Raw genomic sequence first — 14,375 nt, 5'->3', positions numbered from 1 at the left:
TGCTAGTTTAAATCATGACGCAAACCTATAACGCTGATGCCATTGAGGTACTCACCGGGCTTGAGCCGGTTCGCCGCCGTCCGGGGATGTACACCGATACCACGCGCCCAAACCATCTGGGCCAGGAAGTAATTGATAACAGCGTCGACGAAGCGCTGGCGGGCCATGCCAAACGCGTCGACGTTATTCTGCACGCCGATCAGTCGCTGGAGGTCATCGACGACGGTCGCGGCATGCCGGTGGATATTCACCCGGAAGAGGGTGTCCCGGCGGTGGAGCTGATCCTCTGTCGTCTCCATGCGGGCGGCAAGTTCTCCAACAAAAACTACCAGTTCTCGGGTGGCCTGCACGGGGTAGGTATCTCCGTGGTCAACGCCCTGTCAAAACGGGTTGAAGTCACCGTGCGCCGCGACGGCCAGGTGTACAACATCGCCTTTGAGAACGGCGATAAAGTGCAGGATTTGAAGGTGATCGGTACCTGCGGCAAACGCAATACCGGCACCAGCGTCCACTTCTGGCCGGACGAGAGCTTCTTCGACAGCCCGCGTTTCTCGGTCTCGCGCTTAACGCACATTCTGAAAGCGAAAGCGGTCCTCTGTCCTGGGGTGGAGATCACCTTCAAGGACGAGGTCAACAACAGCGAGCAGCGCTGGTGCTACCAGGACGGTCTGAACGACTACCTGGGCGAAGCGGTCAACGGTCTGCCAACCCTGCCGGAAAAACCCTTTATCGGTAATTTTGCCGGTGATACGGAAGCGGTGGACTGGGCGCTGCTGTGGCTGCCGGAAGGCGGCGAGCTGCTGACCGAAAGCTACGTCAACCTGATCCCGACCATGCAGGGCGGGACCCACGTTAACGGCCTGCGCCAGGGCCTGCTGGACGCGATGCGCGAGTTCTGCGAATACCGCAATATCCTGCCGCGCGGCGTGAAGCTGTCGGCGGAAGATATCTGGGATCGCTGCGCCTACGTGCTGTCGGTCAAAATGCAGGACCCGCAGTTTGCCGGGCAGACCAAAGAGCGCCTCTCCTCGCGCCAGTGTGCGGCGTTTGTGTCGGGCGTGGTGAAAGATGCCTTCAGCCTGTGGCTGAATCAGAACGTGCAGGCCGCAGAGATGCTGGCCGAAATGGCGATCTCCAGCGCCCAGCGCCGCCTGCGTGCGGCGAAGAAAGTGGTGCGTAAAAAACTGACCAGCGGCCCTGCGCTGCCGGGCAAGCTGGCGGACTGTACCGCGCAGGATCTGAACCGCACCGAGCTGTTCCTGGTGGAAGGGGATTCCGCAGGCGGATCGGCCAAGCAGGCGCGCGATCGTGAGTACCAGGCGATCATGCCGCTGAAGGGTAAGATCCTGAATACCTGGGAAGTCTCTTCCGATGAAGTGCTGGCCTCGCAGGAGGTGCACGACATCTCCGTGGCGATCGGTATCGATCCGGACAGTGAGGACCTGAGCCAGCTGCGTTACGGCAAGATCTGTATCCTCGCGGATGCGGACTCCGATGGTCTGCACATCGCCACCCTGCTGTGCGCGCTGTTTGTGAAGCACTTCCGTGCGCTGGTGAAAAACGGTCACGTTCACGTGGCATTGCCGCCGCTGTACCGTATCGATCTCGGCAAAGAGGTCTATTACGCTCTGACGGAAGAAGAGAAAGCGGGCGTGCTGGAGCAACTCAAGCGCAAGAAGGGCAAACCGAACGTGCAGCGCTTTAAAGGGCTGGGTGAGATGAACCCGCTCCAGCTGCGTGAAACCACCCTTGATCCCAATACCCGCCGTCTGGTGCAGCTGACCATCAGCGATGAAGACGAGCAGCAGACCAACGCGATGATGGATATGCTGCTGGCCAAGAAGCGCTCGGAAGACCGCCGCAACTGGCTGCAGGAGAAGGGTGACCTGGCGGATATCGAAGGTTGATATAACGACAGGTTTTGTAGGCCGGGTAAGGCGTAGCCGCCACCCGGCATCTCCTCAGGCCGCATGATTCTTCCGGTACTGTAAGGGCGTCTCTCCGATGCCCTTTTTAAATGCGCTAATAAAATAGGTCACATCCGAAAACCCCACCCACGCGGCAATCTCCCGCACGCTCGCCTCACTGTGCAACAAACTCTCGCAGGCCTTACGCAGGCGCAACGTATTCAGGTAATCGTGAATTTTCTCCCCCGTTTCGGCATGAAACTTCCGTGACACGTAGCTGCGGGATTTCCCCAGCTCGCCTGCCAGCGCATCGAGGCTGAATTTTTGCTGGTAATGCTCATCCAGCCAGAACATCACCTGGCTGGCGATCCCCTTGCTGTTACCGGGCTGGCCTTCGTCATCGGGCGGCAGCATGGCAAACAGGCCGATCAGCAGGCTGGCGACGCGCTCGCTGTTCATCGGCGGCGGATAGCAGCTGAACAGATGATCGAGATGGCTGTGGCAGTGTGCCATATCCGCCACCCAGGCTTCGCCTCCGCGCCGGGACAGCTTCTGCAGCCGCTGCTGCGTCTGGGGAAAATCGCGTAGCGCCTTCAGAACCGCATGCTGATCGAGATGAATAATGGTCCGCCGGTAGTTCGCTTCGGCCTGCGGGTCGACCATCACCTTGTGCAGGGTAAAAGGCGGAAAGAAAAACAGCCGTCCCGGGCGCATGGTGTAGTGGCGGTTATCGACAATCGCCACGCCAAAGCCTTCTTCCACATAGAGAATTTCCAGACACTGGTGCCAGTGGTGGTAGCGCACGGTGTTGGCAAACAGGCGGCTGAACGACACGATAGTATCGTTCAGGGCAATCAGCTCAAGGTGTTCCGCCGTCGGTGTCTCGCGCATAGTGCAATTAAACTCAACTTTTCCCTTTTCCTGCTTCTTTATAAACCACCTTTTTAAATTTCCTTAACTGCGGGTTTATTCATCTCTCACTCCTGTGACCCGGGTAACATTTCTGCCCCTCACTGATTAACTATTCTTTGCCGCAGTTGATTACGAGGACCAGCCTATGTGCGCGGTAAACAAAGAAAAATCAAATCCGTTGTCATCCCGCCAGGATCTGGTGGCGGCCCTGAATACCCTGCTGGCGGCGGTAGACACCCAGTTCCCGGTGGGCAGTTCCCGCTTTTCGCTGGGGGATACCAGCGCCCATTACGCCACAGATGTCGCGCAGATGGAGGGGCTCTCCCGGGTGTTATGGGGACTGTTTCCGCTGCTGGCCGCGGGCGACAGCACGCCGTTCAGCGAAAAATACATCGCCGCCATTAAGCAGGGCACCGACCCGCAAAGCGCAGGCTACTGGGGCGAAGCCGGGCCTTACGATCAGCGCCTGGTGGAGATGGCGGCCTATGGCCTCGGGCTGGCGCTGCTGCAGGACAAACTCACTGAGCGGTTTAGCGAACGCGAGCTGATGAACCTGCACGCTTGGCTGAACCAAATCACCGATGCGACGATGCCGGACAGCAACTGGAACTACTTCGCCATCATGGTGCAGTTGGGCTTTAAGCGTGCCGGACTGCCGTATGATCAACAGGCCATCGATCGCCGTTTCGCGATGATGGATGCCTACTATCTGGGGGAGGGGTGGTACTCCGACGGCCCGGGTCGGCCAAAGGATTACTACATCTCGATGGCGTTTCACTTCTACGGCCTGATCTACGCCACCCTCAGCGGAGATGAGGCGCGGGCGAAAGTGCTGCGCCAGCGTTCGCGTCTGTTTGCCGAAGACTTTATCTATATGTCCGCTGCGGATGGCGCTTCGGTGCCCTTTGGCCGCAGCCTGACCTACCGCTTCGCGATGGTTGCCTTCTGGAGCGCAGTGGTCTTCTCCGGGCTGGAGGTGTTCACGCCGGGTATCGTGAAGGGGATTGTCCTGCGTCATCTGCGCTGGTGGCATCAGCAGCCGATAACCGATCGCGATGGGATCCTGACCCTCGGGTTTGCCTACCCGAATCTGGCGATGTGCGAGGACTATAACTCCCCCGGCTCGCCGTACTGGGCGCTGAAAACGTACCTGATCCTGGCCCTGCCGGAGAGCCATCCGTTCTGGCAAGCCGACGAGCAGCCGCTGCCTGCGCTTGCTGAGAAGCGCGTCATTCCCCATGCCCAGCAGATCCTTATCCACACCGACCATGTGACCCTGCTCACCGCCGGACAGCTGGAGCTGAACAACTACGTCAACACCGAGGCGAAATACACCAAATTTGCCTACTCAAGCCGGTTTGGTTTCACCATTGAGCGCGGACGCTTCGGCCTCAAGCACGCCGCCTGTGATTCGATGCTGCTGCTGGCGGATGGTGATAACTATTTCCGCGGACGCCGCGAGTGCGAGACGGTGCGTGTGGACGAGAATTACATCTTCTCGCGCTGGTCGCCGTGGCATGACGTTCACATTGATAGCTGGCTGGTGCCGTTCGGCGAGTGGCATCTGCGTCTGCATCGCATCACCAGCGCGCGCACCTTGCAAACGGTTGAGGGTGGCTTCGCGGTGATGAAGACCGAACCGCAGCTTCATGGGCGGGGCAGTTACCTGAGCGCCGATAACGGCAGCAGCACCATTGTCGATCTCTCACCAAACATCAGCCGCCAGCCGGACAGCGTGGTGACGCCGCCGAACAGCAGCATCATGTTTGCCGGGTGCGCCACCATCCCCGTGCTCACCAGCACCCTCCCGCAGGGCGAAAGCTGGCTGTGCTGCGCGGTGACTGCCTCGGCTCAGAATAAAAACCGGGCGGAAAGCCCCCAACTGCAAATCAACAATAACCAGGTGGTGATTAGCGCACCTGGAAGCGAACGTCAGCTGTCGTTCATTTTATAAAGCCCTTACCCTGGATATCGGCGAGGATGGTATGAATAACAAAACTGAATATTACAAAATCAGCAGTTTTATCTTTCTCTATTTCTTTACCTGGTCGGCAAGTATTGGTCTGCTGGCGATCTGGCTTGGACAAAAAGCCAATCTCAGCGGGTCGGTGATCGGCACCGTCTTTGCGGTGAACGGCATCTTCTCCGTTATTCTCAAACCGATCTACGGCTATATTCTGGATAAGATCGGCATGAGCAAATACCTGCTCTATTTTGTGGTGGCGATGTCCGCCCTGATGGCGCCGTTCTTTATTTACGTTTATCAGCCGCTATTAATGTCCAACACCATGCTGGGGATTATTATCGGCGCGCTCTATTTGAGCTTCGCCTGGTATGCGGGTGTGGCGGCGTGCGAATCCTATTCCGACCGTTTCAGCCGCCTGAACGGCATGGAGTTTGGTCAGATCCGCATGTGGGGCTCATTGGGCTGGGCGGTGGCGTCGTCGTTCTCTGGCCTGCTGTTTAACCTCTCTCCCTCTTACAACTTCATTATGGGCAGCGTGGCGTCGGTGATTATGCTGATTGTCCTGCTGAACCTGAAGGTGAACACCAACTCCGAGCATGCCGGTGAGGTGCTGACCAAAGAGAAAATCGCCCCGGCGGATGTCTATGCCTTACTGCGCAGCCGCAAGTTCTGGGCCTTCTGCCTGTACGTGGCGGGCGTGGCGTGGATGATGTTTATCGCCGAGCAGCAATTCTCCCGCTATTTCGTCACCTTCTTCGATGATATTCACCAGGGCAACGCGGTGTTTGGCTATCTCGGTACCGTACAGTCGGGGATGGAATTCGTGATGTATATGGTGATCCCGCTGTTCGTAAACTTTATCGGGGCTAAGCGTGGATTGTTAATCGTCGGCCTGATTGTCGGCGCGCGACTGATTATTTCCGGGATGTGCGACTCCCACCTGTTAATTTCGGTGCTCAAGCCGCTGTACGGTCTGGAAATCTGTCTCCTGCTGGTGTCGGTATTTAAATATATCGCCGAGCATTTCGATAAACGCGTGAATGCCACCATGTACCTGCTGGGCTACCAGGCGATGCTCTACGTCGGTAACGTCGTGGTGTCGTCCCCGGCCGGGTATATGTATGACCGCATCGGCTTCGAGCAGACCTATATCATCATGGGCGCCACGGCGCTGACCTTCACTCTTATTTCTGCGTTTACCTTATCCGCCTGCCAGAGCAAATGGCGCGGGGCTAAAACGCTGAACGTTGCAGAACACCACTAATTTACGCCGTCAAAGAAGGAATCGAATTATGTTAAGTCATATCACCGAGGAACGCCTGGCCGATATTCCCGCGCCCGTGGATGAACGCGCCTTCCGGGATGAATTAAGCTCGGCGCGCAGCCATGTCCTCGACCTGATTAGCCGTCATTTAACGGAGTTCGGTGAACAGTTCCCGGCGGAAACCTGCAAGGACGGATTTTACCCGCTGACGGAAAACGTCGAGTGGACCACCAGCTTCTGGACCGGGCAGCTGTGGCTGGCGTGGGAGATGAGCGGCGAGGAGAAATTCCGCGCCATGGCCGAGAAACACACCCGCTCCTTTGGCCTGCGCATCGCCGGGCGCAGCGACACGAATACCCACGATCTCGGCTTCCTCTACACGCTCTCCTGCGTGGCGGACTGGCGTCTGACCGGCAGCCGCGAGGCGCGCGGCTTCTCGCTGCTGGCCGCCGAAGCGCTGCTGGAGCGCTTCCACGAGAAAGCAAAGATCATCCAGGCGTGGGGGGATCTGGCGGATCCGGAGCAGGCCGGGCGGATGATCATCGACTGCAACATGAACCTGCCGCTGCTTTACTGGGCGACCGAGCAGACCGGGGATCCACGCTTTGCCGAGGCCGCCAGAGCCCACGTGATGCAGGCCGCGACCTACCTGATTCGTGAAGATGCCTCGACCTTTCACACCTACTATATGGATGTGGTGACCGGCGCGCCGCGCTACGGCAATACCCAGCAGGGCTATGCGGATGACTCCTGCTGGTCACGCGGCCAGGCGTGGGGGATCTACGGCTTCCTGCTGAGCTACATCTATACCGGCGACGCGACGATGATCGCCCTGTCAAAACGGCTGGCGAACTACTTCCTCAACCGGCTTCCGGAGGATTACGTCTGTCACTGGGATCTGGCCCTGGTGGGCACCGATGCCCTGCGCGATTCGTCGTCGGCGGCGATTGCGGTATGTGGCCTGCTGGAGCTGGTGAAGCACCTGCCGGTAACCGATCCGGATCGCGAGCGCTATCTGGCGTGGGCGAAAGGGATCATGTCCTCGCTGACGAAGCACTATCTGATGGGTAAAGAGGAGAAGGGCAACGGCCTGCTCAAGCACTCGGTTTATCATCTCGCCAGCAACAAGGGGGTGGATGAGTGTGCCAGTTGGGGGGATTACTTCTACGTTGAGGCGCTGGTGCGCTTTACTCAAAGCTGGAAATCATACTGGTAAGAAAAGCGCTGGGGTGCGCTTATCACCACCCCAGCACTTCAGTAATGACTCGCCGATAGGGGGTGTCGATTTGTTGCGGCACCTGATCAATATAGTCCCGCGCGTGCTGGCGGGCCTCACCGCTCAGACTGTCCAGATAAACAATGGCTTCGTCCACGGTGGGTACCCGTCCCTCCAGCGAGGCGCTTCGCGGTGGCAATCCGGTCCAGATCACCGCCTCGATGCCTCTCTCCACCGCCCATCTCGAGAGCAGGCCGGTGTGGCGACCGGCGATCAGCAGCGAGCCGATGCCGTCGCAGCGCTCCTCAGGGATCCCTTCGCGCTCGCGCAGGGCCTGACAGGCCACACTCAGCGTTTCCGCGTTGAGCCACGCCCAGAGCACCGGCACGGCAGGGGCATTCATACAGATGGCGGTAGCCAGCTCACCGCCGTCGCTGACCCGACAAAACTCGATGGGCAGCGACGGTCCGTCGGTGTGCCACTCCCCGGCGACGGGGAGTGAGCCGCTTTTCCATATCAATGAGCCCCAGCCCAGGCAGGCTATCTTCATCCTGTTTTCTCTGTGCGTTGCTATCAGGCTTCAGGGATACGCAGCGTCTGTCCTGGATAGATTTTATCCGGGCTGGAGAGCATAGGGCGGTTGGCTTCAAAGATTTTGTTGTATTTCGACGCGTCGCCGTAGACGGTTTTGGAGATGGCGCTCAGGGTGTCGCCCGATTTAACCGTGTAGTAGGTGGCCTCATGCTGGGTGTCAGTGGCGTTGATGGTGTTCTCCACCTCGCTGACGCCCGCGATGTTACCCACCGCGACCTGAATTTTTTCTTTCTGTTCCTGGGTGAGCCCGTCGCCGGTCACCACTGCCTTACCGTCGTTGACGTTGACCTGCACCTTTTCAGCGCCCGGTATGTTGAGCTTTTTGAGATGCTCAGAGACTTTATCGCTTTGACCTTTGTGATCGGTCAGGTTGTCCCACAGCTTTTCACCGGCTTCTTTAACGAAGTTAAAAATTCCCATTCCTTCCTCCAGATAACAATGAAATCAGGAATAAGCATAGCAGCTACGCTTTAAGGTGATAAAAAAAGCCCGGTAACGTAACGTTACCGGGCCTGGGATTTTCTCCCTCTCCCTTTGGGAGAGGGCTGGGGTGAGGGTTAAACCCCCTGCTCCAGAATACGAATATGCGTTTCCAGAACATCCCCTTTCACCGCCTCGCTCCACGCTTTCATGTGCGGGGTCTGCAGGTGGGCTTCGAGGTGGGCCACGGTTTCCCACTGCTCAACCATGACGATGGAGTCCGGGGCAGTGGTCTGGAAGCTGACGCCAGCGGCGGTATCCACCATTGGCGCGTAGCCGTGGCAGCCTGCTTCTTCTAAAACGGTCGGGATAATCTTCGCAAACTCATCCAGCACCGCCTGACGGTGATGTTGACCTGGGCGGGTACGGATTTCAGCAATAACGGTAAGCATGGTCATTTCTCCTGATAACATGCCACCAGTTAAGCAAAAATTTCCGCGAGATGCTTGCGATATTCTGCGATATAGCGTGGCACATCCGGCATTTTGATCACGTCATTGGTGATAAAAGTCGGCAGCGCCTCCATCCCCAGGAACTGGTTGGCCTTGTGGAACGGGAGATAAACACCGTCAACGCCCACGCCGTGGAAGAACTGATCTTCGTCGGTAAAGGCCTCCATCGGGGCGTTCCAGGTCAGGGAGAGCATATATTTTTTCCCCTGAATCAGGCCGCCGGAGCCGTACTTCTTCGAGGCATCAGAGCGGGTGCGGCCGTCGCTGGCATACAGCGCGCCGTGACCTTCGGTAAAGACGTCGTCCATGTACTTTTTCACGGTCCATGGCGCGCCCATCCACCAGCCAGGCATCTGCCAGATAACCACGTCAGCCCAGAGGAAGTTCTGCACTTCGGCCTGGATATCGTACTCACCGTCGGTGCGCACGACCTTAACATCATGCCCGGCGTCGCGCAGGAAGCCGTCCGCGACCTCGGTCAGGGTGTCATTCAGTTGGCCATTAGAGTGGGCGAATTTTTTCGCGCCGTTGATAATCAGAATATTGCTCATTAAGTTGTCCTCAGAGTAGCGAGTCTGAGGGCCATTCTACGCGCGACAGCGGTGCGGTGAAATTAGCAAAATGTGCAAAGTCTTTTGCTGAAACAGCAATAATCCCTTACCAGCCGATCCTGACCTCAAACCCGCCATCCTGCCCGTTGCGGAGAGAAACCTGCATCCGGTGCAGCGTGGCAATGCGCTTGACGATCGACAGACCCAGGCCGCTGCCGGTCTGATCCTGGCCGGGCGGGCGATAAAAACGCTCCCCGATCCGCGCCAGGGCCTCGGGCGCAATACCCGGGCCGGTATCGCGTACGGTAAAGCTGTGGGTATCCAGCGTCACCTCCACCACACTGCCGCGCGGACTGTAGCGCACGGCGTTATCCAGCAGGTTACGCACCAGCAGGCTCAGGAGTAGCTGCTGCCCGGTGCGGGTGACCTGCGGGTCGTGAATATGGAGGCGGATCTCGATCCCGGCCTGCTGCGCCGGGTGATAGATATCCATCACCGCCGACTGGAGTAAATCGGCCAGCTTAAGGGGTTCGACATCGTCCAGATTTTCCAGCGAATCCAGGCGCGACAGCGTCAGGAGCTGCTCAACCAGCCTTGATGCCCGGTCGATCCCGGCGTGCAGCTGGTCCAGGGCTTTCGCCTGCGCCTGCGGGTCGTCCAGCGAGAGCTGCGCGACGTCGGTCTGCACTTTCAGGGCGGTTAGCGGGCTGCGCAGCTCGTGGGCGGCATCCGAGGTAAAGCGGCGCTCGCGGGCCATCATCTCCCCGGTGCGGGCGAAAAGCTGATTCAGCGCCTCCACCAGCGGGCTGACCTCCGCGGGCACCCCGTGCGTCGGCAGCTGGTCGGTGGCATCGGGGGAGCGAGCGCGCAGGGTTTGCGCCAGCTTTTTCAGCGGCCAGAGTTCACGGCTCAACAGAACGATCAGCACCAGCAGCATCGCCGGCAGGGCCACCAGCCACGGAGTGAGCTGGGATCTCACCACGTCCAGCGCCATCTCCTGGCGGTACTCCCGCTCCTGACCCACCACTACCCGGTACTTGCCGTCCGGTGCGGTAAGCCATAAGAAGCGCCAGTCGTCGTTGTCGTCGTTGAGCTGGCCGTTATCAAACCCTTCCCGACGATAGTGATACGGGATCTCGCGCCCGTTTTCGCCGTCGTTAAGCACCATTTTGCCGTCGGGGGTGTAGATGGCGAAGGCCAGCGCATCGTCATCCAGATGCCCGTGTTTCGCTTTTTTCGGCACCTCGCGCATCCGCTCCGGGGCGCGGATCTCATCCAGATCCATGGTCAGGAGCCGTTTAGCAAACAGCATCTGCTGGGTGTCGAACAGCTTATCGAGCTTCTCGCTGGTCTGCTGCCAGGCGACAAGGCTGGCGGCAAACCACGCCGTCAGCGACAGGACGAGGAACAGCAGCGTCAGGCGCAGCTTGAGGCTCAGGCGTTGGGTCAGTTTCATGCATCACCCAGGGTATAACCGATGCCGTGCACGGTGCGGATAAAATCGCTGCCGAGCTTGCGGCGCAGATGGTGGACGTGGACCTCTATGGCATTACTGGAGACATCGTCGTCCCAGGTATAGAGCTTCTCTTCAATCAGCTTGCGCGGCAGCACCCGGCCCGCGTTGCGCATTAACAGCTCCAGCAGGGCGAACTCTTTCGGCTTGAGCACCAGGGTTTCGCCATTAAGGCTGGCCACCAGCCGGGTGGGATCGAGCGTGACGCCGCCGTGGCGCAATTCGCTGTGCGCCTGACCGTGGCTGCGGCGCACCAGCGCCTCAAGGCGGGCGGCCACTTCGATCAGCGCGAAGGGTTTACAGAGATAGTCGTCGGCCCCGAGACGCAGCCCCTCGACGCGCTGGTTGAGCGCATCCCGCGCGGTGAGGATCAGCACCGGCTCGCTGCGGCCCTGTTCCCGCCATTCGCGCAGGATCTGCAGCCCGTCGATGCCGGGCAGGGTCAGGTCGAGCACCACCGCGTCATAGGGGGCGCTGTAGAGCGCCGCTCTGCCGGTTTCACCCTCGGTAAACCAGTCCACGCTGAAGCCCAGTTTTGTCAGCCCGGCCTTGATGCCGTCGCCGATCAGCTTGTCGTCTTCTACCAGTAAAATGCGCATGTTCCCTCCCTGTTGCGGCCAGTAAACCCTCTGTCACGCCCGGCTGTACAGTAAAAAAATTTAAATTTTCCGCTTAAGAAGTTGTTAAGGTTTACCCTGTTTAATGGATTGCGAAACGACATTAAAGGGAGAGTTAAGATGAAAAAATATGCTGCGATTGCTGCCATCATGATGATCACCACCGCGCCGGTGTTTGCTGCTCAGGGCGGGTTCAATGGCCCGTCAGCGACGGCAACCCAGACGCAAACCCAGCAGGGCGGTTTTGTCGATAACGACGCCAACCTCACCACCGCCGCCAAGGTCAAGGATCTGAAGGACGACAGTTGGGTAAAACTGCGCGGTAACATCACCGAGCGCCTGTCCGACGACCGCTATACCTTCCGCGATGAGAGCGGCACGGTGAACGTTGAGATCGACAACAAACACTGGAACGGCCAGACCATTTCCCCGCAGGATAAGGTTGAGCTGCAGGGCAAGGTCGATAAAGAGTGGAACGATTTCGAAATCGACGTGAAACAGGTTATCAAGCTCAGCAAATAACCCGGAAAGGGGCCGCTATTCGGCCCCTTTTTCTTTGTGACTCGACTCGCCAGATAAGGTAGTATCTGCGGCAATATTGCCTGAAACCAACTGGTTTCTGAGTTGAGGAATCCCATTTAATGAGCGATATGGCAGAGCGCCTCGCGCTACATGAATTCACGGAAAACGCCTACCTGAACTACTCCATGTACGTCATCATGGACAGGGCGTTGCCGTTTATCGGTGATGGGCTGAAACCCGTTCAGCGCCGCATCGTGTATGCGATGTCTGAGCTGGGTCTGAATGCCAGCGCCAAGTTTAAAAAATCCGCCCGTACCGTCGGTGACGTGCTGGGTAAATACCATCCGCACGGCGACAGCGCCTGTTATGAAGCGATGGTGTTGATGGCCCAGCCGTTCTCGTACCGCTATCCGCTGGTCGACGGTCAGGGGAACTGGGGTGCGCCGGACGATCCGAAGTCGTTCGCGGCGATGCGTTACACCGAATCCCGCCTCTCTAAATATGCCGAACTGCTGCTCAGCGAGCTGGGCCAGGGCACCGTGGAGTGGGTACCAAACTTCGACGGTACGATGCAGGAGCCGAAAATGCTGCCTGCGCGTCTGCCGAACATCCTGCTGAACGGCACCACCGGCATTGCCGTGGGGATGGCGACGGATATCCCGCCGCACAACCTGCGTGAAGTGGCGAAAGCGGCGATCACCCTGATTGAACAGCCGAAAACCTCGCTGGATGAGCTGCTGGATATCGTCCAGGGGCCGGACTACCCGACCGAAGCGGAGATCATCACCTCCCGCGCGGAAATCCGCAAAATCTACGAGAACGGTCGCGGCTCGGTGCGCATGCGCGCGGTGTGGACCAAAGAGGACGGCGCGGTGGTGATCACGGCGCTGCCACACCAGGTCTCCGGCGCGAAAGTGCTGGAGCAGATCGCCGCCCAGATGCGCAACAAAAAGCTGCCAATGGTGGATGACCTGCGCGATGAATCCGACCACGAAAACCCGACCCGTCTGGTGATCGTGCCGCGCTCTAACCGCGTGGACATGGAGCAGGTGATGAACCACCTGTTCGCCACCACCGATCTGGAAAAAAGCTACCGTATCAACCTGAACATGATCGGCCTCGACGGTCGTCCGGCGGTGAAAAACCTGCTGGAGATCCTCACCGAGTGGCTGACCTTCCGTCGGGATACGGTGCGCCGTCGTCTTAATCACCGTCTGGAAAAAGTGCTTAAGCGCCTGCATATCCTTGAAGGTTTGCTGGTGGCGTTCCTCAATATCGACGAAGTGATCGAGATCATTCGTACCGAGGATGAGCCGAAGCCGGCGTTGATGTCGCGCTTTGGCATCAGCGAAACCCAGGCTGAAGCGATCCTCGAGCTGAAACTGCGCCATCTCGCCAAACTGGAAGAGATGAAGATCCGCGGTGAGCAGAATGAGCTGGAAAAAGAGCGCGATCAGCTGCAGGCGATCCTCGCCTCCGACCGTAAGATGAACAACCTGCTGAAGAAAGAGCTGCAGGCGGATGCCGAAGCCTTCGGTGACGATCGTCGTTCTCCGCTGCACGAGCGCGAAGAAGCGAAAGCGATGAACGAGCATGACATGCTGCCGTCCGAGCCGGTGACCATCGTGCTGTCACAAAGCGGCTGGGTACGCAGCGCCAAGGGTCACGACATCGACGCCCCGGGCCTGAGTTACAAAGCGGGGGACAGCTTCAAAGCCGCGGTGAAGGGTAAGAGCAACCAGCCAGTGGCCTTTATCGACACCACCGGACGCAGCTACGCCATCGATCCGATAACGCTGCCGTCGGCGCGCGGGCAGGGCGAGCCGCTGACCGGCAAGTTGACGCTGCCGCCGGGTGCCACGGTTGAGCACATGCTGATGGAAAGCGATGAGCAGAAGCTGCTGCTGGCCTCCGATGCGGGCTACGGCTTCATCTGTACCTTTAACGATCTGGTATCGCGTAACCGTGCGGGCAAGGCGTTGATTAGCCTGCCGGAAAATGCCCGCGTCATGACGCCGCTGGTGATTGAAAACGAGAGCGATATGTTGCTGGCTATCTCTGCCGCAGGCCGCATGCTGATGTTCCCGCTCAGCGATCTGCCGCAGCTGTCGAAAGGGAAGGGCAACAAGATCATCAACATCCCGACGGCGGACGCGGCCGCAGGCGAAGACAGCCTGGCGCACCTCTTTATTCTGCCGCCGCAGAGCACTCTGACCATCCACATGGGCAAACGCAAAATCAAAATGCGTCCGGAGGAGCTGCAGAAAGTGGTCGGCGAACGTGGACGCAAAGGGTCGCTGATGCGTGGCCTGCAACGCATTGAACGCGTGGAGATCGACTCGCCGCACCGCGCTAAAGCGGGCGATAACGAAGCGTAACAG

The 14,375-nt window shown here is 58.7% G+C and carries 13 protein-coding genes; 6 read left to right on the top strand and 7 right to left on the bottom strand.

The genetic code is table 11. The annotated features are described in order from the left end of the window. Positions 1–14 precede the first annotated feature (14 nt). Positions 15–1,907, top strand: a complete 1,893-nt coding sequence (gene parE / locus G7090_RS19920; protein ID WP_106995836.1) for a DNA topoisomerase IV subunit B — start codon at positions 15–17, stop codon at positions 1,905–1,907. Positions 1,908–1,961: 54 nt separating this feature from the next. On the opposite strand, the gene G7090_RS19915 is transcribed toward parE, so the two are convergent. After that, complete coding sequence (locus G7090_RS19915; protein WP_166184035.1) at positions 1,962–2,798, bottom strand: AraC family transcriptional regulator; 837 nt, start codon at positions 2,796–2,798, stop codon at positions 1,962–1,964. A gap of 166 nt (positions 2,799–2,964) precedes the next feature. Here G7090_RS19915 and G7090_RS19910 point away from each other — a divergent pair, with 166 nt between their 5' ends. Genes G7090_RS19910 through G7090_RS19900 form a run of 3 tightly spaced genes read left to right on the top strand, consistent with a single transcriptional unit; the run spans position 2,965 to position 7,265 of the window. Continuing rightward, entirely contained in the window at positions 2,965–4,773 is a 1,809-nt protein-coding gene (locus G7090_RS19910) for a DUF2264 domain-containing protein (protein ID WP_166184032.1), read from the top strand. 31 nt (positions 4,774–4,804) lie between these two features. Next, entirely contained in the window at positions 4,805–6,049 is a 1,245-nt protein-coding gene (locus G7090_RS19905; protein ID WP_181247333.1) for an oligosaccharide MFS transporter, read from the top strand. Positions 6,050–6,077: 28 nt separating this feature from the next. Then, the gene (locus G7090_RS19900) at positions 6,078–7,265 is read left to right on the top strand and encodes a glycoside hydrolase family 88 protein (RefSeq protein WP_166184030.1); all 1,188 of its coding nucleotides are present in this window, start codon (positions 6,078–6,080) and stop codon (positions 7,263–7,265) included. A gap of 22 nt (positions 7,266–7,287) precedes the next feature. Here the strand turns inward: G7090_RS19900 and G7090_RS19895 are convergent, their stop codons facing one another. The 6 genes from G7090_RS19895 to qseB all read right to left on the bottom strand — a co-directional run bounded on the left by G7090_RS19895 (position 7,288) and on the right by qseB (position 11,454). Then, entirely contained in the window at positions 7,288–7,815 is a 528-nt protein-coding gene (locus G7090_RS19895) for a hypothetical protein (RefSeq protein ID WP_166184028.1), read from the bottom strand. Positions 7,816–7,838: 23 nt separating this feature from the next. Continuing rightward, complete coding sequence (gene lysM / locus G7090_RS19890; protein WP_106995830.1) at positions 7,839–8,279, bottom strand: peptidoglycan-binding protein LysM; 441 nt, start codon at positions 8,277–8,279, stop codon at positions 7,839–7,841. Between the two features lie 137 nt (positions 8,280–8,416). Then, positions 8,417–8,731 (bottom strand): putative quinol monooxygenase, encoded by a 315-nt coding sequence (locus G7090_RS19885; RefSeq protein WP_166184025.1) that lies wholly within the window; start codon positions 8,729–8,731, stop codon positions 8,417–8,419. A 29-nt stretch (positions 8,732–8,760) separates the two neighbouring features. Then, positions 8,761–9,342: an NAD(P)H-dependent oxidoreductase gene (locus tag G7090_RS19880; protein WP_166184023.1), complete on the bottom strand. Its 582-nt coding sequence runs from the start codon at positions 9,340–9,342 to the stop codon at positions 8,761–8,763. Between the two features lie 106 nt (positions 9,343–9,448). Next, positions 9,449–10,798: a quorum sensing histidine kinase QseC gene (qseC, locus tag G7090_RS19875; RefSeq protein ID WP_166184021.1), complete on the bottom strand. Its 1,350-nt coding sequence runs from the start codon at positions 10,796–10,798 to the stop codon at positions 9,449–9,451. Beyond that, positions 10,795–11,454 (bottom strand): quorum sensing response regulator transcription factor QseB, encoded by a 660-nt coding sequence (qseB, locus tag G7090_RS19870; RefSeq protein WP_166184019.1) that lies wholly within the window; start codon positions 11,452–11,454, stop codon positions 10,795–10,797. Before qseB ends, qseC begins: the two co-directional genes overlap by 4 nt. Positions 11,455–11,592: 138 nt before the next feature. Here qseB and G7090_RS19865 point away from each other — a divergent pair, with 138 nt between their 5' ends. Both G7090_RS19865 and parC read left to right on the top strand, forming a co-directional pair. Continuing rightward, complete coding sequence (locus G7090_RS19865) at positions 11,593–11,994, top strand: YgiW/YdeI family stress tolerance OB fold protein (protein WP_106995826.1); 402 nt, start codon at positions 11,593–11,595, stop codon at positions 11,992–11,994. A 119-nt stretch (positions 11,995–12,113) separates the two neighbouring features. Further along, positions 12,114–14,372: a DNA topoisomerase IV subunit A gene (parC, locus tag G7090_RS19860; protein ID WP_166184017.1), complete on the top strand. Its 2,259-nt coding sequence runs from the start codon at positions 12,114–12,116 to the stop codon at positions 14,370–14,372. The last annotated feature ends 3 nt before the right edge of the window (positions 14,373–14,375 follow it).

Origin of the sequence: Leclercia sp. 29361 (assembly GCF_011290365.1) — a bacterium.
Classification (GTDB): Bacteria; Pseudomonadota; Gammaproteobacteria; order Enterobacterales; family Enterobacteriaceae; genus Enterobacter; species Enterobacter tamurae.
This window is presented reverse-complemented; position numbering and strand designations above follow the sequence as displayed.

Coding starts and splice junctions, on each gene's coding strand:
- parE (WP_106995836.1), top strand. CDS start 15: ATGACGCAAACCTATAACGCTGATGCCATTGAGGTACTCACCGGGCTT.
- G7090_RS19915 (WP_166184035.1), bottom strand. CDS start 2,798: ATGCGCGAGACACCGACGGCGGAACACCTTGAGCTGATTGCCCTGAAC.
- G7090_RS19910 (WP_166184032.1), top strand. CDS start 2,965: ATGTGCGCGGTAAACAAAGAAAAATCAAATCCGTTGTCATCCCGCCAG.
- G7090_RS19905 (WP_181247333.1), top strand. CDS start 4,805: ATGAATAACAAAACTGAATATTACAAAATCAGCAGTTTTATCTTTCTC.
- G7090_RS19900 (WP_166184030.1), top strand. CDS start 6,078: ATGTTAAGTCATATCACCGAGGAACGCCTGGCCGATATTCCCGCGCCC.
- G7090_RS19895 (WP_166184028.1), bottom strand. CDS start 7,815: ATGAAGATAGCCTGCCTGGGCTGGGGCTCATTGATATGGAAAAGCGGC.
- lysM (WP_106995830.1), bottom strand. CDS start 8,279: ATGGGAATTTTTAACTTCGTTAAAGAAGCCGGTGAAAAGCTGTGGGAC.
- G7090_RS19885 (WP_166184025.1), bottom strand. CDS start 8,731: ATGCTTACCGTTATTGCTGAAATCCGTACCCGCCCAGGTCAACATCAC.
- G7090_RS19880 (WP_166184023.1), bottom strand. CDS start 9,342: ATGAGCAATATTCTGATTATCAACGGCGCGAAAAAATTCGCCCACTCT.
- qseC (WP_166184021.1), bottom strand. CDS start 10,798: ATGAAACTGACCCAACGCCTGAGCCTCAAGCTGCGCCTGACGCTGCTG.
- qseB (WP_166184019.1), bottom strand. CDS start 11,454: ATGCGCATTTTACTGGTAGAAGACGACAAGCTGATCGGCGACGGCATC.
- G7090_RS19865 (WP_106995826.1), top strand. CDS start 11,593: ATGAAAAAATATGCTGCGATTGCTGCCATCATGATGATCACCACCGCG.
- parC (WP_166184017.1), top strand. CDS start 12,114: ATGAGCGATATGGCAGAGCGCCTCGCGCTACATGAATTCACGGAAAAC.